The sequence below is a fragment of the Mycobacterium sp. IDUB_39 genome (genome assembly GCF_055419205.1).
Window position 1 is genome coordinate 240,074 of sequence record NZ_JBVAXF010000003.1, and the last position, 19,779, is coordinate 259,852.

General features: G+C 66.2%; 19 protein-coding genes. 8 read left to right on the forward strand and 11 right to left on the reverse strand.

The genetic code is table 11. The features are described 5' to 3' along the window. Nucleotides 1–34: 34 nt before the first annotated feature. On the reverse strand, nt 35–718 hold the full coding sequence (locus ACZY0X_RS13070) for a VTT domain-containing protein (protein ID WP_463770967.1): 684 nt from the start codon (nt 716–718) through the stop codon (nt 35–37). A 99-nt stretch (nt 719–817) separates the two neighbouring features. Between ACZY0X_RS13070 and ACZY0X_RS13075 the strand changes: the two genes are divergently transcribed. The 3 genes from ACZY0X_RS13075 to ACZY0X_RS13085 are packed head-to-tail and all read left to right on the forward strand — an operon-like array spanning nt 818 to nt 5,474. Continuing rightward, on the forward strand, nt 818–2,089 hold the full coding sequence (locus tag ACZY0X_RS13075; protein ID WP_463770968.1) for a competence/damage-inducible protein A: 1,272 nt from the start codon (nt 818–820) through the stop codon (nt 2,087–2,089). A 4-nt stretch (nt 2,090–2,093) separates the two neighbouring features. Continuing rightward, the gene (locus ACZY0X_RS13080; RefSeq protein WP_463770970.1) at nt 2,094–3,014 is read left to right on the forward strand and encodes a choline/ethanolamine kinase family protein; all 921 of its coding nucleotides are present in this window, start codon (nt 2,094–2,096) and stop codon (nt 3,012–3,014) included. A 9-nt stretch (nt 3,015–3,023) separates the two neighbouring features. Further along, nucleotides 3,024–5,474, forward strand: a complete 2,451-nt coding sequence (locus ACZY0X_RS13085; protein ID WP_463770971.1) for a GcvT family protein — start codon at nt 3,024–3,026, stop codon at nt 5,472–5,474. 82 nt (nt 5,475–5,556) lie between these two features. On the opposite strand, the gene ACZY0X_RS13090 is transcribed toward ACZY0X_RS13085, so the two are convergent. Genes ACZY0X_RS13090 through ACZY0X_RS13115 form a run of 6 tightly spaced genes read right to left on the reverse strand, consistent with a single transcriptional unit; the run spans nt 5,557 to nt 11,690 of the window. Continuing rightward, entirely contained in the window at nt 5,557–6,474 is a 918-nt protein-coding gene (locus ACZY0X_RS13090; RefSeq protein WP_463770973.1) for an alpha/beta fold hydrolase, read from the reverse strand. 49 nt (nt 6,475–6,523) lie between these two features. Then, entirely contained in the window at nt 6,524–7,513 is a 990-nt protein-coding gene (locus ACZY0X_RS13095) for an FAD binding domain-containing protein (protein WP_463770974.1), read from the reverse strand. After that, nucleotides 7,510–8,061, reverse strand: a complete 552-nt coding sequence (locus tag ACZY0X_RS13100; RefSeq protein ID WP_463770975.1) for a (2Fe-2S)-binding protein — start codon at nt 8,059–8,061, stop codon at nt 7,510–7,512. Before ACZY0X_RS13100 ends, ACZY0X_RS13095 begins: the two co-directional genes overlap by 4 nt. Further along, a complete protein-coding gene (locus ACZY0X_RS13105) occupies nt 8,061–10,271 on the reverse strand; it encodes a xanthine dehydrogenase family protein molybdopterin-binding subunit (RefSeq protein ID WP_463770977.1) in 2,211 nt (736 codons plus the stop codon). Before ACZY0X_RS13105 ends, ACZY0X_RS13100 begins: the two co-directional genes overlap by 1 nt. Beyond that, nucleotides 10,268–10,597 carry an SRPBCC family protein gene (locus ACZY0X_RS13110; protein WP_463770978.1) on the reverse strand — a complete coding sequence of 110 codons (330 nt, stop codon included), beginning with the start codon at nt 10,595–10,597 and terminating at the stop codon, nt 10,268–10,270. The genes ACZY0X_RS13105 and ACZY0X_RS13110 overlap by 4 nt, the downstream gene beginning before the upstream one ends. Before the next feature lie 28 nt (nt 10,598–10,625). After that, nucleotides 10,626–11,690: a cupin domain-containing protein gene (locus ACZY0X_RS13115; protein WP_463770979.1), complete on the reverse strand. Its 1,065-nt coding sequence runs from the start codon at nt 11,688–11,690 to the stop codon at nt 10,626–10,628. 171 nt (nt 11,691–11,861) lie between these two features. Between ACZY0X_RS13115 and ACZY0X_RS13120 the strand changes: the two genes are divergently transcribed. Beyond that, nucleotides 11,862–12,515, forward strand: coding sequence for a response regulator (locus ACZY0X_RS13120; RefSeq protein ID WP_463770981.1), 654 nt, complete (start codon nt 11,862–11,864; stop codon nt 12,513–12,515). Between the two features lie 5 nt (nt 12,516–12,520). Here ACZY0X_RS13120 and ACZY0X_RS13125 read toward each other — a convergent pair whose 3' ends face one another. After that, nucleotides 12,521–12,880 (reverse strand): response regulator transcription factor, encoded by a 360-nt coding sequence (locus ACZY0X_RS13125; RefSeq protein ID WP_463771570.1) that lies wholly within the window; start codon nt 12,878–12,880, stop codon nt 12,521–12,523. 108 nt (nt 12,881–12,988) lie between these two features. Here ACZY0X_RS13125 and ACZY0X_RS13130 point away from each other — a divergent pair, with 108 nt between their 5' ends. The 3 genes from ACZY0X_RS13130 (at nt 12,989) to ACZY0X_RS13140 (ending at nt 16,121) form a co-directional block, all read left to right on the forward strand. Beyond that, nucleotides 12,989–14,545, forward strand: a complete 1,557-nt coding sequence (locus ACZY0X_RS13130; RefSeq protein WP_463770982.1) for an ATP-binding protein — start codon at nt 12,989–12,991, stop codon at nt 14,543–14,545. Between the two features lie 89 nt (nt 14,546–14,634). Next, nucleotides 14,635–15,411 carry an ArsR/SmtB family transcription factor gene (locus ACZY0X_RS13135; protein WP_463770984.1) on the forward strand — a complete coding sequence of 259 codons (777 nt, stop codon included), beginning with the start codon at nt 14,635–14,637 and terminating at the stop codon, nt 15,409–15,411. Next, nucleotides 15,408–16,121, forward strand: coding sequence for a DUF899 domain-containing protein (locus ACZY0X_RS13140; protein WP_463770985.1), 714 nt, complete (start codon nt 15,408–15,410; stop codon nt 16,119–16,121). The genes ACZY0X_RS13135 and ACZY0X_RS13140 overlap by 4 nt, the downstream gene beginning before the upstream one ends. Here the strand turns inward: ACZY0X_RS13140 and ACZY0X_RS13145 are convergent. From ACZY0X_RS13145 to ACZY0X_RS13155, 3 genes are all read right to left on the reverse strand, one after another. After that, nucleotides 16,118–17,578 carry an amidase gene (locus ACZY0X_RS13145; RefSeq protein WP_463770986.1) on the reverse strand — a complete coding sequence of 487 codons (1,461 nt, stop codon included), beginning with the start codon at nt 17,576–17,578 and terminating at the stop codon, nt 16,118–16,120. The two genes, ACZY0X_RS13140 and ACZY0X_RS13145, sit on opposite strands and share 4 nt — an antisense overlap. A 61-nt stretch (nt 17,579–17,639) precedes the next feature. Beyond that, a complete protein-coding gene (locus ACZY0X_RS13150) occupies nt 17,640–18,677 on the reverse strand; it encodes a TerC family protein (RefSeq protein WP_463770988.1) in 1,038 nt (345 codons plus the stop codon). A 175-nt stretch (nt 18,678–18,852) separates the two neighbouring features. Continuing rightward, a complete protein-coding gene (locus tag ACZY0X_RS13155) occupies nt 18,853–19,125 on the reverse strand; it encodes a hypothetical protein (RefSeq protein WP_463770989.1) in 273 nt (90 codons plus the stop codon). 85 nt (nt 19,126–19,210) lie between these two features. On the opposite strand from ACZY0X_RS13155, the gene ACZY0X_RS13160 reads away from it, so the two are divergent. After that, nucleotides 19,211–19,624: a VOC family protein gene (locus ACZY0X_RS13160; RefSeq protein ID WP_463771572.1), complete on the forward strand. Its 414-nt coding sequence runs from the start codon at nt 19,211–19,213 to the stop codon at nt 19,622–19,624. Nucleotides 19,625–19,779 lie beyond the last annotated feature (155 nt).

Genomic DNA, 19,779 nt, shown 5'->3' on the forward strand with positions numbered 1-19,779 from the left:
GCACCCGGGCCCGCGCCCCCGCGATTTCGGCGCGCTAACCGTCGGTAGGCGAACGGAGGCGCGCCGAAGTCGCATCGCGGCGACGGACCGCCACCGCCCGCAGCACCGACACCGCGATGGGCAGCGCTGACAGCACCGCGATGGCCAACACGACGAGCTCCAGGTGGGTGCTGACGAACCCGACGCCGCCGAGATGGAACCCGACCAGTGTCAGGCCAACGCCCCAGGCCGTGGCGCCGATGACGTCGTAGACCAGGAAGACGCGATAGCGCATACCCGACGCGCCGGCGATCACCGGGGTGAACGTCCGGACCACACCGATGAAGTGCCCGATCGCGATGGTCTTGCGACCGTGTCGGTCGAAGAACGCATGCGAGGTGGCCAGGTAGCGCTTCTTGAAGAACCGCGCGTCCTCCTTCTTGAACAGCGCGGGCCCCAACCGTCTGCCGATGAAGTAGCCGACCTGTCCGCCCACGATGGCGGCCGCGGCGGCACTGGCGCCCAGCTGCCAGACACTTACCGGCGCGTTCGGTTGCGCGGCAAGCAGACCCGCGGTGAACAGCAACGTGTCACCGGGCAGGAACGGGATGAACAGGCCGGTCTCGAGGAACACAATGATCACCACGCCGGGGAGCAGCGCCGCCGCGAAGGGGCCGCCGTGGCCCAACCAGTACATCGGGTCCATCAGCTCGGGCAGGGCCAGGACCGCGCTCGTCACGGCCGCCGAACCTAGCGCTGCCACATTGCGGGACGCTGAACACAACACGTCGACACCACTTGCCACGCATGTGCGGCCATGGTCGTAGTGTCTGTACCCGTGAGCGCCCGTGCGGGAATCGTCGTCACCGGAACCGAAGTGCTGACCGGGAGGGTCCAGGACCGCAACGGCCCATGGGTCGCCGACCGACTACTGGAACTGGGTGTCGAGCTCGCGCACATCACCATCTGCGGGGACCGTCCGGCCGATATCGAGGCCCAGCTTCGGTTCCTGGCCGCAGAGGGCGTCGATCTGATCGTCACCAGCGGTGGGCTCGGTCCGACGGCCGATGACATGACGGTGGCAACGGTCGCCCGTTTCTGTGGTCGCGAACTCGTCCTCGACAGCGCACTCGAGGAACAGATCGCCGGCATCCTCCGACGGCTCATGGGGCGTCGCGAGGGCGTCGACTTCGACGCGGTGATGGCGGCCAACCGCAAGCAGGCGATGGTGCCCGAGGGAGCACAGATCCTCGACCCGGTCGGCACCGCACCGGGTGTCGTGGTGCCCGGCAAGCCGACGGTGGTGGTGCTGCCCGGGCCGCCGCGTGAACTTCAGCCGATGTGGGCCGCCGCGATTGCCACACCTGCGGTTACCGATGCGATCGCGGGCCGCACCGAGTATCGACAGGACACCATCCGCATGTTCGGGCTGCCCGAGTCGGGCCTCGCCGAGACGCTGCGCATCGGTGAGACCGAGATCGCCGACTTCGACCGGCTGGAGATCACGACGTGTCTGCGTCGCGGCGAACTCGAGATCGTCACACGGTATGAGCCCAGCGCCCACGACGTCTATGCGCGCATGCTGGGGCTGCTGCAGAAGCACCACGCCAGGGAGATCTACTCCACTGATGGCGCATTGGTCGACGACCAGGTCGCCGCGCTGCTTTCCGGCCGCACGATCGCGACGGCGGAGTCGTGCACCGCGGGCATGCTCGCGGCCCGATTGACCGACCGCGCCGGCTCCTCGGACTACGTCGCAGGCGGTGTGGTGTCGTACTCGAACGCCGCCAAGTCCGATCTACTCGGGGTCGATCCCGATCTCATCACCACCCACGGTGCGGTGTCCGAGCCCGTCGCCGAGGCCATGGCCGCGGGTGCGCTGCAACGGTTCAAAGCCGACACGGCCGTGGCGATCACAGGCATCGCCGGTCCGGGTGGGGGAAGCGCCGAGAAGCCGGTGGGCACCGTCTGCTTCAGTGTGCGGGTCGGCGACGGTGCGCCGACGACGCGCACGTTGGTGCTGCCGGGTAACCGATCCGACATCCGGGAACGGTCCACCACCGTCGCGATGCACATGCTGCGGCGAGCACTGCGTCACGACCCGGACTGATGCGGTGTCGTTCTCGCTCACCAACGCCGAACTCGACGCAGTGCTGGATCAGTTCCCCGCACTCGCGGGTAAGACGCGGGTGCTCGAGGACCTGTCGGGGGGCCTGACGAATCGCAACGTCAAGATCACCACGCCCATGGGGATTTTCGTCGCGCGCTGCTGTGACTCCTCGACGAACCTGCTCGGCATCGACCGTGATAACGAGTACGCCAACACTCTTGCCGCCGAACAGGCCGGCGTCGGGGCGCCCGTGATCGACTACCGGCCCGACCTCGGCATCCTACTGATCGGGTTCGTTCCCGGGGCGACGCTGACCAACGACGACTTCGCCAGGCCCGGCGTCATCGCCAAGGTCGCCGCCGGTTGCCGCGCACTGCACGCCGGACCACGGTTCCGCGACGACTTCGACATGTTTGTGCGGCAATCGCAGTATCTGAAGGTCGTGCAGGACAACGGCTTCCGACTGCCGAATGATTACCTGAGCTTTGCTGAACAGTTCGAGACCATCCGCGTCGCCCTTGACGGTGACGACACCACAGTCCCGTGCAACAACGACCTGTTGGCGGCCAACTTCGTCGAAGACGGTGACCAGGTCTGGGTTATCGACTACGAGTACTCGGGCAACAACGACCCGTGCTTCGAATTGGGCAACATCTGGCGCGAATGCCGGCTGTCCCTCGACCAGCTCGACGAACTGGTGGACGAGTACTTCGGGCGCAGGGCTCGTCACGAAATGGCCCGTGTCCGCTTACAGGGCACCGTCTCCCAATACGGCTGGACACTGTGGGGTTGCATCCAGAATGGCTCCAGCGCGCTGGACTTCGACTTCTGGGGCTGGGCGATGGAGCGCTTCGAACTGGCCATGCAGGAGTTCCGCGGGCCCGATTTCAACCGACTGCTCGCCGACGTGCGGGCATCGGACTGAGAGGACGATATGGCAGCCCTTCCCGACCGCGCGCGAGTGGTGATCGTCGGAGGCGGCGTGATCGGCGCGAGCGTCGCGTATCACCTGACCAAGTACGGCCACGCCGACGTCGTGCTGCTCGAGCAGGGCCAGTTGTCGTCGGGCACCACGTGGCACGCCGCGGGTCTGGTCGGGCAATTGCGCGCGTCCGAGAGCGGCACCCGGCTGGTCCAGTACTCGACGCAGCTGTACCGCGAACTCGAGGCCGAGACCGGTCTGACCGCCGGCTACCGGCAGTGCGGCGGCGTGACGGTGGCGCGCACCGAGGACAGGATGATCCAGCTGCGCCGCACCGCAGCCAATGCCGCAGCATTCGACCTGGAGTGTGACCTGCTGTCGCCCGAGGAGGCGCTCGAGCACTATCCCGTCATGCGGATCGACGACCTGGTCGGCGCCATCTGGCTGCCCGCCGACGGCAAGGCCAACCCGACCGACCTGACGGTGGCGCTGGCCAAGGGCGCACGACTGCGTGGGGCGCGAATCCTGGAGCACATCAGGGTGATCGACGTGCTGACCGCCGATGGCAGGGTCACCGGCGTGCGCACCGACTCAGGGGACATCGAAGCGGAGATCGTGGTGAACTGCGCCGGACAGTGGGCCAAGCAGGTCGGCGCCATGGCCGGGGTCAACGTGCCGCTGCACTCCGCCGAGCACTTCTACGTCGTCACCGAGACCATCGCGGGCGTGCACCCGAACATGCCCATCCTGCGCGACCCCGACGGCTACACCTACTTCAAGGAGGAGGTCGGCGGACTGGTCATCGGCGGGTTCGAGCCGGAGGCCAAACCGTGGGTGAGCCCTGACGCTATCCCTTACCCGTTCGAATTCCAGCTGCTGGAGGAGGACTGGGACCACTTTCAGATCCTCATGGACAACGCACTGCTGCGAATTCCGGTGTTGGAGGAGACCGGACTCAAGAAGCTCTACAACGGACCGGAGAGCTTCACCCCGGACAATCAGTTCATTCTCGGTGAGGCGCCGGAGTGCGCTAACTATTTCGTGGCCGCGGGTTTCAACTCGGTGGGTATCGCCTCGGCGGGCGGTGCGGGCCGGGCGTTGGCCGAGTGGATCGTCAATGGCGCTCCCACCAGTGACCTCACGAGCGTCGACATCCGACGGTTCGCGCCGTTCAACGGTAACAACCGGTGGCTACACGACCGGGTGGCCGAGGTGTTGGGCCTGCATTACGAAATCCCCTGGCCCAACCGGGAGATGACCACTGCGCGTCCCTTCCGCCGGTCACCCGTCCACCATCTACTGGCAGACGCGAACGCGAACTTCGGCAGCAGGATGGGCTGGGAGCGCGCCAACTTCTTCGCCCCGCAGGGCCACGATCCCGTCATCGAGTACTCGTGGGGCAAGCAGAACTGGCTGCCGTGGTCGGCCGCTGAGCAGATCAGCACGCGGACCGCGGTCACCGTGTTCGACCAGACGTCGTTCTCGAAGTACCTGCTCGTTGGACCCGACGCCGAGGCGGCGCTGCAGTGGCTGTGCACAGCGGATATGGCCGTCGACGTCGGCAGGACGGTCTACACCGGAATGCTCAACACGCGCGGCACCTACGAGTCCGATGTCACCGTCACCCGGACCGCGCACGACGAGTACCTCATTGTCAGCAGTGCGGCGACCACCGAGCGGGACAAGGACCACATCCGCAGGAACCTGCCCGACGGCGCCCTGGCACAACTGGTCGACGCCACCTCGGCGCTGGCGGTGTTCGGCGTCATGGGACCGGCCTCGCGGGATCTGCTGTCGACGCTCACCGACACTGACCTTGCCGACGAGTCCTTCCCGTTCGGTACTAGCCGGTCGATCACCCTGGGTCACGCCAGCGTTCGCGCCACCCGCATCACCTATGTGGGTGAACTCGGTTGGGAACTCTACGTTCCCACCGAGTTCGCGGTCGGGGTGTATGAGTCGCTGATGTCCGCAGGCGCCGAGTTCGGGGTGACGCGCGGTGGCTACTACGCCATCGAATCGCTGCGGCTGGAAAAGGGGTATCGCGCCTTCGGCCGGGAGCTGACGCCCAACGACAACCCCGTAGAGGCGGGCCTGCTGTTCACGTGCAAACTCGACACCGACATCGACTTCCTGGGCCGTACCGCGGTGGAGAGAGCCAGGTCCGACGGCCCACGCCGAAAGCTTGTCGGTTTCACGGTCGGCTCGCCGGAGGCGATGTTGTGGGGTGGCGAACTGGTGCTGCGCGACGGCGTCGTCGCCGGGCAGGTGTCCTCGGCGGCATGGGGTGAGACGGCGGGTGCGTGCGTCGGGATGGCCTACCTCCGCTCGCCGGACGGTGCGCGGGTCGACGCGCAGTGGATCCGCGCCGGCGACTACCAGGTCAACGTCGGCGGGACGACGTATCCAATCACGGTGTCGCTCAAACCGATCTATGACCCCGCCAACTCGCGGATTCGCTGACAGTCGCCCGCGTCGGTATGAGCCTCAGCCGCCGACTGCGGCGACGTAGCCAACCATGCCCGGGACGAGGGATGTCACGGCCTCACTTCTCGACGTCGAGCGCGTCCCACAGATTCATCAGATCGCCCAGGATCACCTCGGCGACGCCCAGCCCACCGAGGTGGCTCTCACCGGGAAGGGTGTAGAGCTCGGCGTCAGGTAGCAGCGAGACGACGTGCTGGCCGTGCGCGAACGGCACGATGTGGTCGGCGTCGCCGTGCCACCAGTGCACGGGGACCTTGATATCGGCGAGCCGGAAGCCCCAGTCCTTGGCGAAGACGGCGACGTCGGCGAACGGCGCGGCCAGTTGCTTGCGGCTGCCGTTGAGCAGATCGTCGAGGAACATCGCGCCGAACTCCGGCCGGACCAGTAGACGCCGGTCGCCTTCGGGGGACACCAACGCATACGCGTGCAGTGCCAGAGGGGCGACGGGACGCATCATCTGGACCAGGCCGACCGCCGCCAGGCGCAGCGGCAACCCGATGATCGGAAGCGCAGGCGCCACGCGTGAACCGAACCCCATCAGCCCGCCGCCGATAGCCTCGGGACCGACCGTGGGGGCGACGCCGCCGAGGACACCGGCCAAGAGGACTCGGTCGGGCATCGCCGCTGCGCAGGCCAGGGTGTATGGCCCGCCGCCGGAGAGTCCGATCACCGCCATCTTGCCGATCCCGAGCACGTCGGCGATGGTCCGGAGGTCCTCGGCGAAGGCGAGTACGTTGCGGTACTGGTGCGGTGTCGATGAGCCGATACCGGGCCGGTCAACACCGATGAGCCGAATGTTGCGCTGTTCGGCGTAGGCGCGGGCCTCGACGGGGATCTGCCGGCGCGCGCCCGGTGTGCCGTGCAGCCAGAACACGGCGCGGCCCTGAGGGTCGCCGAACTCGGCAAACCCGAGTTGACGATCGCCCCCGACCGCGACGTTGCCCTCCAGCTTGGGGCGTTCGATAGGCATGACCATGGCTGAAGTCTCGCACGCCGCCTGGGCGCGCCTGCAGGCCTTCGCAGGGTCAGACCGGCAAATCTGCCGCGACCGTCAACGCCCTGACCACCGCGTGCCTTCCGAGGTCGACTTTGAAGCCGTTCTGGCTGAGTGGTCGGGCGCCCTCCAGAGCGAGCCGGGCCGCATTCCGGAAGACCTCCCGACCTGGCGGTCTGCCGACGAGCGCGGCCTCGGCGGCACCGGTCCGCCATGGCATGGCGGCCACCCCGCCAAGGGCCAGCGCGGCCGACCGGATCACACCGTCAGTGACCTCGAGACCCACCGCGACCGAGACCAGGGCGAACGCATAGCTGTGTCGATCACGAACCTTCAGGTACCAGCTGTGGTCGGCATACCTCGAGGGCGGGAGCTCGACCCCGACGATAAGTTCTGCTGGCGCCAGGGTGTTGTCGCGGTCGGGATCTGGGCCAGGCAGGGTGAAGAACCGCCGCACCGGAATGTCCCGCACACCCCCGGCGCCACGGACGTGCACCGTGGCGTCGAGGATCGCTAGCGCCACAGCCATGTCCGAGGGGTGCACGGCGACACAGGATCCGTCCGCTCCGAACAGTGCGTGTTCGCGGTTGAAGCCGTCCCGCGCCGCGCAGCCCGTCCCGGGTGACCGCTTGTCACAGGATGGGAATCCCGGGTCCATGAAGTAGGGGCACCGCGTCCGCTGCATCAGGTTTCCGCCGACCGTGGCCATATTGCGCAGTTGTGTGGTCGCACCGGACAGGATCGCCTGCGACAACACTGGATAGCGGGTCCGGATCAGCGGGTGGTTGGCGACCGCGGTGTTGGTGGCGCCGGCGCCGATCAGGACACCGCCGCCAGATGTGGCGGTGATTGCCGTCAACCCGAGCCGGCCGATGTCGATCAGCACGTCGGGGGTCTCGACGCCGGTCTTCATTAGATCCAGCAGATTGGTGCCGCCCGCGTAGTACCGACCGCCGGTCGCGATCGCGGTGCGGATCGCATCGTCGACGCTTTCAGCGTGACCGAACGCGAACGGCTTCACAGCGCGCCTGCCACATCGGCGATCGCGGCGACGATGTTGGCCTGGGCTCCGCACCGACAGATGTTGCCCGCCATACGTTCTCTGATCTCGTCACGAGTCAGCGCGACCTCGCCCCGCAGCGCTGCGCACCTCCCGCGCTCGAACGATGCCGTGGACAGGTCGCCGCGAGCATGTTCGCGCAGCAGTGCCTGCGCTGAGGTCACCTGACCCGAAGTGCAGTAGCCGCACTGGAATCCGTCGTGCTCGATGAATGCCTTCTGGATGGGGGACAGGTTGCAGTTGTCGGGGTCGGCTGCTGCCTCGATGGTGTGGACATTGCGTCCGGTTATCGACATCGCCAGGGTGAGGCAGCTGAGCACCCGCTCACCGTCGACGGTGACCGTGCAGGCGCCGCACAGTCCGTGATCGCAGCCCTTCTTGGTGCCGGTCAGGTGCAGTCGTTCGCGAAGTAGGTCCAACAGGGTCTGCCTGACGTCAACCGCGATTCGGCGCGGAACGTCATTGACGACGAGTTCGACTGTGGTGCAAGTCAACTGCTCCGTACTCATCAGAACACTCCCGTATCGAAGGGGGCCATCAGGTCTTCCACCGTGATGGGAAGGTCACGCAGCCGCCGCCCAGTGGCGTGATGTATCGCGTTCGCGATCGCAGCGGGCACACCGCACGTGCCGATCTCACCGATGCCGCGCACCCCGATGGGGTCGAGTGCGAGATCGGGAACGTCGACGAAGCCGATGTCGAAATCGGGCACGTCGGCATGCGTCGGCAGGTAGTACTCGCCGATGGGTTGTGCAGTGTGTGGGTCGTAGGGCAGCTGTTCCATGAGCGCCATGCCCAGGCCGAAGAGGATGCCGCCCATTACCTGGTTGCGCGCCAGCTTGGGGTTGAGCACGCGCCCGCAGTCCAGCACCGCGACCCAGCGCGTCACGGTCGCACGGCCGATGTCCTCGTCGACCTCGACCTCGCAGAAGTGGGCGCCGAACGACTGTGACACCGGGCCGTCTGCGGTGGGCCCGGCACTGTCGACGGTGAAGGTCAGCCGCTCCAGCAGGGCCGTCCCACCCTCGCGGATCAGTTCGATGACGGACGGAGTGTCGACGCCGGTGCGATCACCGAACCACTCGTCGAGCCGGAGTCGCCACTGTGTACCCGCCGCGTGGACGGCGGATCCCACGGTGGCGGTGGTCTGCGAGGCGCCGCTGTAGGGTGCATGCGGAAACAGCGAGTCTCCCGAGTCGAAGGCCACAGCAGCCAGTGGAAGGCCTGCGGCGTCGGCGGCGACCTGACACATCACGGTGCGAACCCCGGTGCCCACCTCATGGGTCGCCGATGCGAACCGGACGATCCCGTCGGCGGTCGTTGTGACGCGGCAGGCCGCTGGCATACGTCTACCGGGATAGGTGGCAGTGGCCATGCCCCAACCGATCTGAACACCGTTCCGTCGCAGACAGCGCGGTTCCATCGGCCGGTTGTGCCAGCCGAACCGCTCGACACCCTGCTGGTAACACTCGCGCAGGTGCTTTCCCGACCACGTCCGCCCGCTGGCCTGGTCCAGGTCCGGGTCATTGCGCAGCCGCAGTGCGACGGGATCCAGGCCGGTCGCGTATGCCAGTTCGTCCATGGCGACTTCGAGCGCGAACAAACCGGGGGCCTCGCCGGGCCCGCGCATGAAACATGGTGTGGGGGAGTTGATCCGCGCCACAGTGTGCGATACAGCCAGGCGCGGCGACTGGTAGAGGAATCGTGACGAGAGGCCGACGGGTTCGCAGAAGTGTGCGACGGTCGACGTCTCGGTCAGGGTGTGGTGTTCGGTGCTGACGATGGCACCACCGTGCTCGGCCACCAGGGACAGGCGCTGCTCGGTCCTGGGCCTGTGCCCGGTCGAGGTGAACATCTGGCCGCGCGTGAGCACCAGTTTGACCGGCTGTCCGACCTCCCGGGCCGCGATGGCACACAGCGCCGTGTGCATCCACAGGAAGCTCTTGGACCCGAAGGCGCCGCCCACCAGGGGAGCCAGGACTCTGATGTTGTGCTCGGGCACGTCCAGGTATGCGGCAAGCGCCGTCCGCTCGCCGGTGATCCACCGGGTGGTGTCGTGCACGGTCAGCATGTCGCCGTCCCAGTGCGCCGTCGTCGCGGCCAGCTCGATCGGGTAGTGGGCGTTGACCGGGGTGGAGAACCGCGCCGAGACCCTAATGCCGTCCGCCGGTTCGCGATCGGGGCCGCGGTGGTCCTGAAGCCTCTCGTCGGTGAGCTTGACGAAGTGGTCCGGCCGGTAGACGCCGTGCCTGACCCACCCGTTTCCGTCGTCGGGGACAATCGGTTGGGAGAGCACCTGGTTCGCCGACATCTGAGCGGGCAGGGTCTCGTAGTTGACATTCATCAGTGAGGCCCCGTACGTGGCGTTCTCGAGCGTGTCCGCGACGACGACGGCGATGTGCTGTCCGACGTGCTGCACGGTGAGGTCGGACAGCGGCGGCCGGCGCTCGAGCGGCAGGTCATCACTCATCTCCCGCGGCGGCGGCTTCAGCGGCGGGCAGTTGAGCGGGGTGATGACCCGCAGGACACCAGGTGCCGCCGAGGCGAGTCTGGTCGCGGCACGAAGGGACTCCGCGAGCACCCGACCGTGCGGGATCGTGGACTGCACCAGAACCGCATGTGCGACGTTCGGCACCACCACGTCAGCGGTGTAGATCGCTGCGCCGGTGACCTTGTCGCGGCCCTCGACCCGGCTGACCGGGCGGCCGACCGCCGTCACGCCGACACGCCGAGGTTTGCGTCTGCGACCAATTCGTAGCGCAGCTGCCCGATGAAGTCACGAAAGACAGCGTGGCCCACCATCTCCGCGCTAGCCAACCGCCCGTCGGGCACCGGGAACGTGGCCGTCCACACCACCAGGGAACGACCGGTCGCGATCACGTCGAACACCTCGATCGCCGCCGTGTAGTCAAGCGTCTCGCCGGTCAGACCCGGGCTGACCGGCCAGGGACGGTCGCGTTCGGACAACTCAGACAGCGACGCGACGATGGTCGGCATTCCTCCCGACGGGATGTCCAGTTCCCTTCGCCAGCACATGGTTGGCATTGGTCTCTCCCCTCCTTCGCCAGTGGTTTCAGTGCTCGCCGACGCCATGTGCGTCAACCGGATTGCTGCGCCCGACGATCAGCGGGTCAGCTGGTGTGAAGGGGAAGTCGGGCAGGTCGTCTATATGGGTGTTGAATGCGGCTGCCAGGACCTCGCGGGAGTAGGCGCTGGCCGACGCCCGGTAGCCGATGTCGGCCGGGAACGGCTGATCGAAGAAGATCAGGAAGTGCCAGGGGTCGGACTCGACGTTCTCGATGTGGTGCGGGTAGGCCCGCGGAATGAAGTACATGTCACCGGTGGTGAGCTTCCAGGTGTCCAGCGTGCCATCGGGATTCATGACGGTCATCCGTGCATCGCCCTGCCGCACGTAGCCCATCTCGGCGGTCACGGGGTGCCAGTGCGGCTCGCGCATGCCATCGTCGGTGACGCGCAGCGAGTACATCGAGATGTCCTTGAGCACAGGCCAGAACTGGTCTCGGGCGAAACGCGCGTTACCGCTGACGTAGTTCAGTCCTGGGGCCTGGGCCTCGATATCGAACTTGTGCGGATCGTTGAAGTACGCGCCGGCCGGGATCTGCGGATCACCGATGCGGGCGGCCAGTTTGTGGTCGGTGGTGCTGCGGCGGATCTTGGCGAAGTCGGCGGCGGGCAAGTCATACGTGTTCCCCAGCACCGCGTCGGTGAAGGCGCCGAATGTGGCACCGAGACCGAAGTCCTCTGGGCGCTCGTTGCGGAAGGCGATGATGAACTCCGCAACGTCGTCGCCGATGTTCTCGATGTGATGCAGGGACCCGGACGCGGCGTGGAACATCTGTCCGGCGGTGATGATGAAGGTGGAGAACCGACTGCCGTCGTCGAGGATTGACACCAGCGCTGTGCCGGACACGCAATAGGTGAGTTCATTGGCGTTGGCGTGCCAGTGCGGTGTGCGCATCGTGCCGGGGTTCAGCAGCACGCGCTTGATCGACAGGCCCTTCAGGATCGGCAGGTCGTCGGCGGTCACGCGTCGCATCGATCCCAGCTCTGACTCTTCGACGACCGTGCCGTCGAGCAGGGAGATTGAGTGCGTATTGCGTGCGAGCGAGAGGGTCATGTCGTGCTCCTCGGTGGGGGTCGAAGGACCGTCGATGATCTGGTGTGGATGACACTTCTCTCTCGCCGGCGATGTGTCGACGGGGCTGCCCGCCATGCTCATGGAGGTTTTCCCTCCATTCGGCCTACCGGCTAGCAGGTATCACCCCGTTTCCGATGAGAGACTCACGTGATGAGTGCCGTACGCGTGGTCGTCGCCGATGACGACGTCCTGCTTCGAGAGGGCGTGACGAGTCTTCTGCAGCGGTCGGGTTTCGATGTGGTGGGCCAGGCCGGCGACGGGGCTCAACTCCTCGACCTGGTCCGCGAGACCCAGCCCGGATTGGTCGTAGTCGATATCAGGATGCCGCCGACGCACAGCACTGAGGGCCTCGACGCGGCGCGGACGATCCGCGAGCAGTGGCCGGACATCGCGATTCTGGTGCTGTCGGCTCACGTCGACATCGAGCATGCGATGGAACTGCTAGCCGGTGGTCACTCGATCGGTTACCTGCTGAAGACGCGCGTCACCGACGTCGCCGACTTCGTCGACACAGTCGGCCGGATCGCCAACGGCGCATCGGTGGTGGATCCGGCGCTGGTGGCCGAGCTGGTGTCGGCGCGGCGTAGAGATGACCCCCTGGCCGCACTGAGCACCCGGGAACGCGAGGTCCTCGTGCTCATGGCGGAGGGGTTGTCCAACGCCGGGATCGGCAGGCGGATCTGGGTGACCGAGGGAACGGTCGAGAAGCACGTCCGCAGCATTCTGACCAAACTCGACCTACCGGAGACGGGCAATGACCATCGGCGCGTGCGCGCCGTGATCATGTACCTCGACTCGCTCTGAGGTAGCTACCCGCGCGTGGCCACCAGGTCGCGAATGGCACCGGGAGAGAGCGCGAACTTGGGCAGGAAGCCAAGCGCCGGGCTCGCCGCGATCATGTCAAGGAAATCCTGCTCGGAATGAGTCGAGATGAGGATCACCGCCGGCGCTGGCGTGGTGGCCGCGCACAACTGGACGACGAGATCGAATCCGCTCTCCACGCCGAGGTCGACGTCGACCAGTGTGACATCGGGGCGCACTTGCCGGAATCGGGTCAGGGCGTCGGCTCCGTTACTCGCCACACCGACGACCTCGATCCCCGCACGCTCGAGCATGCTGCTCGCGGCATCGCGGAAGTTGGCGCTGTCATCGACGATCAGGCAGCGCACGTTTGACGTCCCGGAAACCACATGGAACGAGTCTCGCAGCTGGTTGATCCGACGTCATTGCGGCTAGCTGGAACTCCCGCTGGAGCCGACCCACTAGCATCCCGTTGGATGACAGAGCGACCGGTATCCGCCAACAGCCGGCGCTCGTTTCGCAGTCGGCTGCTTGCCCTCGTATTGAGTCCCACCGCGCGCCCCCTGGGCTGGGGCATTCTCGTCGCGGCCGGTTTCATCGTGGCTGAGGTGATTCTGGTCCTCCAACTCAAGCGGGTGGCGCCGGAGAACGCTTTCGGCGCGGTGTTCCTGCTCGGCGTGCTGGTGGTCTCGGCGGGGTGGAACTTCGGGCTGGCATTGGCGACGTCGCTGGCGAGTGCGGCGGTCTATGCGTACTTCCACCTGGAGGGCAGCGACAGTCTGGCGCCCGCGCTGTTCATCTTCCTGCCGCTGGCGCTGTTGGTGAACGTCCTGGCGGGCCAGGCCCGGCTGCGCGCGGCCGAGTCCGAGGAGCGTCGCCGCGAAGCCGATGCCCTCGCCCGACAGCAGACGGCACTGCGCCGGGTGGCCACACTGGTCGCCGGAGGTGCCGACCCATCGGCCGTGTATCCGGTTGCGGTGAACGAACTAGCCCGCGGACTCGGCGTCGAACACGTCACCCTGACTCGGTTCGAGCCGGGGGACCAGTGTGTGGTCCTCGCGGCGCACGACGAACCGGAAAAACTGACGCTCTCGGTCGGAGAACGGCTTTCACTCGATGGCGACAGCGTCACGGACCGGGTGCTCCGAACCGGGGAACCGGCGCGGATCGACGACTACACCGACGTCGAGGGTTCCATCGCCATCAGGCTTAGGGGACTTGGGCTGCGTTCCGGGGTCGGCTGCCCCGTCAACGTCAACGGCGAGCCGAGGTGCGCCCTTATCGTCGGGTCCGCCCGCCCGGATGCGCTTCCGGCCGAAACCGAGGACCGCATCAGTGATTTCGCCGATCTGGTGGGTACCGCCATCAACAACGCGGAGACGCGAGCCGAACTGCAGGCGTCGCGAGCGCGCATCGTCGCTGCCGCCGATCAGGCTCGCAGGGGCATTGAACGCGACCTCCACGACGGCGCGCAGCAGCGCATCGTCTCGCTCGGTCTCGGACTACGCGCGTTGGAGGCCTCGGTCCCCGACGATCAGGTCACAGTGCGCAAGCAGATCGACAACCTGGTGAACGGCATGGCCGACCTGTACACCGAGTTGCAGGACCTCTCCCGTGGGATTCACCCCGCCATCCTGTCGAAGGGTGGGTTGGGCCCGGCGGTCAAGACCTTGGCGCGCCGGTCAGCTGTGCCCGTCCGGCTCAACCTCGCGGTGGACCGAAGGCTGCCCGAATCCATCGAGGTGGCGGGCTATTACGTGATCGCGGAGGCCCTCACCAATGTCGCGAAGCACGCCGAAGCCACCGAGGTGACGGTGCGTGCCGGGTTCGACGGCGACGATCTGCGTCTCGAGGTGTCCGACGACGGTGTCGGGGGCGCCACCTCCGGCGGGGGGAGTGGCCTCATCGGGCTCAAGGACCGGGTGGAGGCGGTGTCCGGGCACCTCGACGTTGTCAGTGTCGCGGGTTCGGGAACCACCGTGACCGCGCGAATCCCGGTTCCGGCCAACCAAATCGACGGCGCTGCGGGTTAGTCGCCGACACACCATTGACATGCAGCCGTTTGGCTGCATAAGGTGGATATGCAGCCAAACGGCTGCATATAAGAAAGCGAACAACGCGGATGGACGAGGTATTCAAGGCGTTGGCGGACCCCAACCGGCGCCGTCTGCTGGACAGCCTCAACGTCCGCGGCGGTCAGAGCCTGCGGGAGTTGTGCACTGGCCTGGCGATGGCCCGGCAATCGGTGAGCAAGCATCTGGCGGTGCTGGAAGGCGCCAACCTGGTCACGACGACGTGGCGGGGCCGGGAGAAGCTGCACTACCTCAACGCCGAGCCGATCAACGCCATCGCCGACCGGTGGATCAACCAATACGACCAGCCACGGGTAAAGGTACTGGCCGACCTGAAGACGGCATTGGAGACAGAGAAGATGAGCGACACTGCGGAATTCGTGTACACGACCTACATCAAGACCACGCCCGAGAGACTCTGGCAGGCGATCACCGACCCCGTGTTCTCGCGTAACTACATGGGCCACGCGATCGAGTCGGACTGGACGAAGGGTTCCACCTACGCCTGGGTCGAGGAGGGAGTGCGGATCGAGCATCCCGAACAGGTGATCCTCGAGTCAGACCCCTACCGCCGACTGGCATTCACCTTCCACACCTTCATTCCCGAGATCCGTGAGATCGCACCGAGTCTGACGGAGGCGACCATCGCCGAACTCGCTGCCGAGCGGCGCTCGAGGGTGTCCTTCGACCTCGAACAGGAGGGTGACCAGGTGAAGCTCACAGTGATTCACGACGATTTCGGTCCAGACAGCATGGTGCGGGGCCTGATCTCGCAGGGTTGGCCGCGCAAGCTCGCCGGCCTCAAGTCGGGGCTGGAGGAGCGGTGAGGCCGGCGATCGTCTCGCCACAGGAGTGGGACGCCGCGCGCCAGGACCTGCTGGTTAGGGAGAAGGAAATGACCAGGGCGCGTGACGCGTTGGCTGCTCAACGCCGCCGAATGCCCTGGGTTCGGGTGGAGAAGCCCTACGCGTTCGACGGGCCGGACGGCCGGGTGGGCCTACTGGACCTGTTCGAAGGTCGACGACAGTTGATCGTCTACCGAGCATTCTTCGAACCGGGAGTGTTCGGCTGGCCGGAGCACGCCTGTCGGGGCTGTTCCATGGTCGCCGACCACGTCGGGAACCTCGGCCATCTGAACGCGCGCGACACGACGCTGGTCTACGCATCACGGGCGCCCCAAGCGGATATCGCAGCGCTCAAGGACCGAATGGGTTGGCACATGCCGTGGTTCACCCTCACCGACGACTTCGACACGGACTTCGGGGTCAAGGACTTTCACGGCCACAACGCCTTCATTCGCGATGGCGAGGACGTGTTCCGGACGTATTTCGTGGACAACCGTGGTGACGAGGCCATGGGTAGCACGTGGAGCTATCTCGACATCACCGCACTCGGTCGCCAGGAGAACTGGGAGGACTCACCCGAGGGTTATCCGCAGACACCGCCGTACGAGTGGTTGAACTGGCACGACGAGTACGACACGGACATGCCTGTGGCGCAGGGGTGGCTGGCACAGATCAACGCGCACGTCGACTAGGCGAGCCATCCCGGAGGGCGTCGATCGATCCACGGCGACGCCTGCTCGAGTTGGCGGGCGAGCTGAAGCAGGATCGTCTCGTCGGGCGCCATCAACTGCACGCCGATCGGCAGGCCTGTCGCGCTCATTCCGAGCGGCAGCGAGATGGCGGCCCAACCGGTGACGTTGGCGAGCGCGGTCCAGCCCGTCGTGGCGAACTCCACGTCGAAGAACTTCCTGGTGGTCCCGCGCGGCTGATCGAGGAGCCCATACGGCGGCACCAAGGTGAGCAACGTTGGCACCAGCAGCACGTCATGCCCAGACATGCCCGCGGCGAAGCGCCGGGTCTGGTCATGCACGGCCTCAATGGCCCTCGCGTACGCCACACCGCTGGTCTCGAAGCCCTCGCGCACCATCACCCACGTGCTGGCCTCGAACTCGTCCTCGCGGGGTTCGCGACCGAGGTGCTCGGTGGCGAGGGCATGCAGTTCGGCATTGCTGACGGTGTGCAGCACCGCAATCGCGTCGGCCACCACGTCAGGATCGATCGTCGGTGCACCGGGCGCGATGTGGTGCCCAAGATCGCCAAGCGTCGCGGCTACCGACTCGACCGCGGCGATGACCTCCGGATGGGTCGACGATCCCGGGAACGGCGATTCGGTGGTGGTCAGAATTCGCTGTGGCGCAGGAGTTTCCGACATCGCCTGCAGGAACGGTGACCGCGGCAGGGGTGCGGTGTAGGGATCGCCAGGGGCAGACCCGGTCACGACATCCAACAACGCGGCACTGTCGCGCACCGTACGCGTCAGCGCATGTTCGTTGACGAGCCCCTCGAGCCCGTGGCCGCCGCCCGGCGCGAACGATGTTCGGCCCCGGCGCGGTTTGAGTCCGACCAGCCCGCAGCAGGAGGCGGGTACGCGGATCGAGCCGGTGCCGTCGCCACCGGAGGCGGCGGGCACAACACCAGCGGCGACCGCTGCCGCCGATCCGCCGCTGGACCCGCCGGGGCTGACGTCCGGTGACCACGGGTTGACCGTCGGGCCGAACAGAGAGGGTTCGGTGGTGCAGTGGTTTCCCCACTCCGGCGTGTTGGTCTTGCCGAACACGACCAGGCCAGCGTCCAGGTAGCGGTCCACGATCCACGCGGACTCGCCTGCCACGTGGGACCGCAACGCGCGCGAGCCCATCGCCTCGGGGGCGCCGGCAAGTGACGCCCCGAGATCCTTGAGCAGGAAAGGCACCCCGGCCACCGGCCCCGCGTCCCCGCGCCGAAGCACCCCGGACTCGTCGAGCGCGGTCGCCTGTGCGCGGCCCCGCTCGAACAGGTCGGTGATGACGGCATTGAGGGGGCGGGTCGCCTCGACGCGCAGGATCGCCGCGTCGAGCAGATCCGCCGCCCTCAACTCACCGGCCGCGACGAGCGAGGCCTGGCCGATCGCATCGATGGCCGACAATTCAACGGCCGAGTTCTGATCCATTGCCCCAGATCCTGGGGCCTGACCCGGCCAACGGCAAGTCGATGCCGGTGGCCGGCGTCAGTTAGGCGGGCCGATCCGGTGTCTCCGTCGAGGTCTCGGCGTCGGGGGCCGGGGACACCTCGGATGCACCGTTCTTCTTGTCGATCACTCGCGTCTTGTAGAGGCTGGCGACGGTGGTGATCACCAGGGTCACGATGATGACGCCCAGGCTGGCCAGCGTCGGGATCTCGGGGACCGGCACGTGCTCGCCGCCGTTGATGAACGGCAGCTCGTTCTCGTGCAACGCGTGCAGGATCAGCTTCACGCCGATGAAGAACAGGATGAAGGCGAGCCCCTGCGACAGGTAGACCAGCCGCTTGAGCAGATCGCCCAGCAGGAAGTACAGCTGGCGCAGACCCATCAATGCGAACACGTTCGCGGTGAACACGATGTAGGGCTCCTGGGTGAGCCCGTAGATGGCGGGAATCGAGTCCAGCGCGAACAGCAGGTCGGTGGTGCCCAATGCCACGATCACCAGGAACATGGGCGTCATCAGACGCTTGCCGTCCTGCTTGATCCACATCTTGAGGCCGTCCCACTTGTCGGTGAGAGTCAGATGCTTGCGGGCGAACCGCACCACACTGTTCTCGGCGTCGTCATCGTGTTCGGTGTCGCGGGCCAGCTTGATCGCGGTGTACACCAGGAACGCGCCGAAGGCGTAGAAGATCCAGGAGAACTGGTTGATCGCGACCGCGCCCAGTGCGATGAAGATGCCGCGGAAGATCAGCGCCAGGATGATGCCGATCAGCAGCGCCTGCTGCTGGAACTTCCTGGGCACGTTGAAGCTCGCCATGATGATCAGGAAGATGAACAGGTTGTCCACTGAGAGGCTGTACTCGGTGAGCCAGCCGGCGAAGAACTCCACGCCGAACTGGCTGCCGTGGAAGTACCAGACCCATATCCCGAACAGCACCGCGAGACCGACATAGAACGTCAGCGCTATCGCGCACTCACGGAACGTGGGTTCGTGAGGCCTGCGAGCGATGAAGATGATGTCGAACAGCAGCACTGCGAGCGTCACGCCAAGCGTGACGATCCATTCGATCTGGGTAACGTTCAAGAGCTTCCTCCGGTCGTCAAACACGGCTGAGGTCTCTGCCGCCGCAGAATGCGGCCCACGGCACCGGCTGTCCAAAGGTGGACAACGTGATGACGACACCGCGGCGAAGGAATACTCCCCTCAGCGATCAGTCTGTCAGAGGAACTCGGTGGTGGTGAAATTCGGGCAGCATTGGCTACTGCTCCGATGGCTCCGACCTGGAGGGTTTCGGGTTGCCGCGACTTGCCGCAGACGTGAGCCCCAGCGCGATGAACACGTCGAGCGCCGTGATGAACAGGCCTGCCCAGTACATCCACTTGATGGTCGGATCTGGCTGGGTGGCGAAGTAGACGATCAGGAAGATCGGACCGACGATGCCGCACACGAAGACGAACGCCTGTACGCGTAGGTAGCGCCAGAACGTCTCCACGCGATCTCCCGTCGTCGGCGTCAGCTGATTGGTCCCCATATATTGCCTGCGTGTCCGGGTTCGGGGGCGACAACAGTGGCTAGGCTCCGAACGGCACGCCCCCATGACCCGCGATATCAAAGAGGTGACCGTGAACCTTGACCTGCTGACACCGACCGTAGAGATCGGACTCGTCACGACCGACCTCGACCCAATGGTCGCGTTCTACGAGGACTTCCTCGGCCTCGAGTTGCAGGGTGAGATTGAGTTCGCCGACGGACGGCAACGGCGATATGCATTGGGGGCGAGCGTGATCAAGCTGGTCACCTACAACACCGCCCCTGCCCAGCCGGTGGTCCCCGGCGGCGGTAAGGCCCAGGCCGGGATGCGCTACCTCACCATCGGGGTGACCAACCTGCGCGAGACGGCCGCAAAGATCGAGGCGGCGGGCTATCAGGTCGTGGAACCGCCCACCGAGTTCGAACCGGTGCCGGGGATGGGCTGGATGTTCATCGCCGATCCCGACGGCAACTCGATCGAACTGTTCGGGACGCTCTGAGTCGCGTCCGATGCCGGGGGACCGGCGCTCGGACCAATTAGCATGGCGCTCTGACATTCTCGGCGGTTGATCACCGAGTTATCCACAGTCGCGGATTCATCCACAGATCCCGATTTCGGTTCTGGCACGTGTCCCACACCCCGACTACATTCGAA

What these genes read in the sequence shown, in the direction of transcription:
- ACZY0X_RS13120 (WP_463770981.1), top strand. Translation starts at nt 11,862, where the DNA reads ATGAGTGCCGTACGCGTGGTCGTCGCCGATGACGACGTCCTGCTTCGA.
- ACZY0X_RS13155 (WP_463770989.1), bottom strand. Translation starts at nt 19,125, where the DNA reads ATGGGGACCAATCAGCTGACGCCGACGACGGGAGATCGCGTGGAGACG.
- ACZY0X_RS13110 (WP_463770978.1), bottom strand. Translation starts at nt 10,597, where the DNA reads ATGCCAACCATGTGCTGGCGAAGGGAACTGGACATCCCGTCGGGAGGA.
- ACZY0X_RS13130 (WP_463770982.1), top strand. Translation starts at nt 12,989, where the DNA reads ATGACAGAGCGACCGGTATCCGCCAACAGCCGGCGCTCGTTTCGCAGT.
- ACZY0X_RS13135 (WP_463770984.1), top strand. Translation starts at nt 14,635, where the DNA reads ATGGACGAGGTATTCAAGGCGTTGGCGGACCCCAACCGGCGCCGTCTG.
- ACZY0X_RS13100 (WP_463770975.1), bottom strand. Translation starts at nt 8,061, where the DNA reads ATGAGTACGGAGCAGTTGACTTGCACCACAGTCGAACTCGTCGTCAAT.
- ACZY0X_RS13115 (WP_463770979.1), bottom strand. Translation starts at nt 11,690, where the DNA reads ATGACCCTCTCGCTCGCACGCAATACGCACTCAATCTCCCTGCTCGAC.
- ACZY0X_RS13145 (WP_463770986.1), bottom strand. Translation starts at nt 17,578, where the DNA reads ATGGATCAGAACTCGGCCGTTGAATTGTCGGCCATCGATGCGATCGGC.
- ACZY0X_RS13085 (WP_463770971.1), top strand. Translation starts at nt 3,024, where the DNA reads ATGGCAGCCCTTCCCGACCGCGCGCGAGTGGTGATCGTCGGAGGCGGC.
- ACZY0X_RS13090 (WP_463770973.1), bottom strand. Translation starts at nt 6,474, where the DNA reads ATGGTCATGCCTATCGAACGCCCCAAGCTGGAGGGCAACGTCGCGGTC.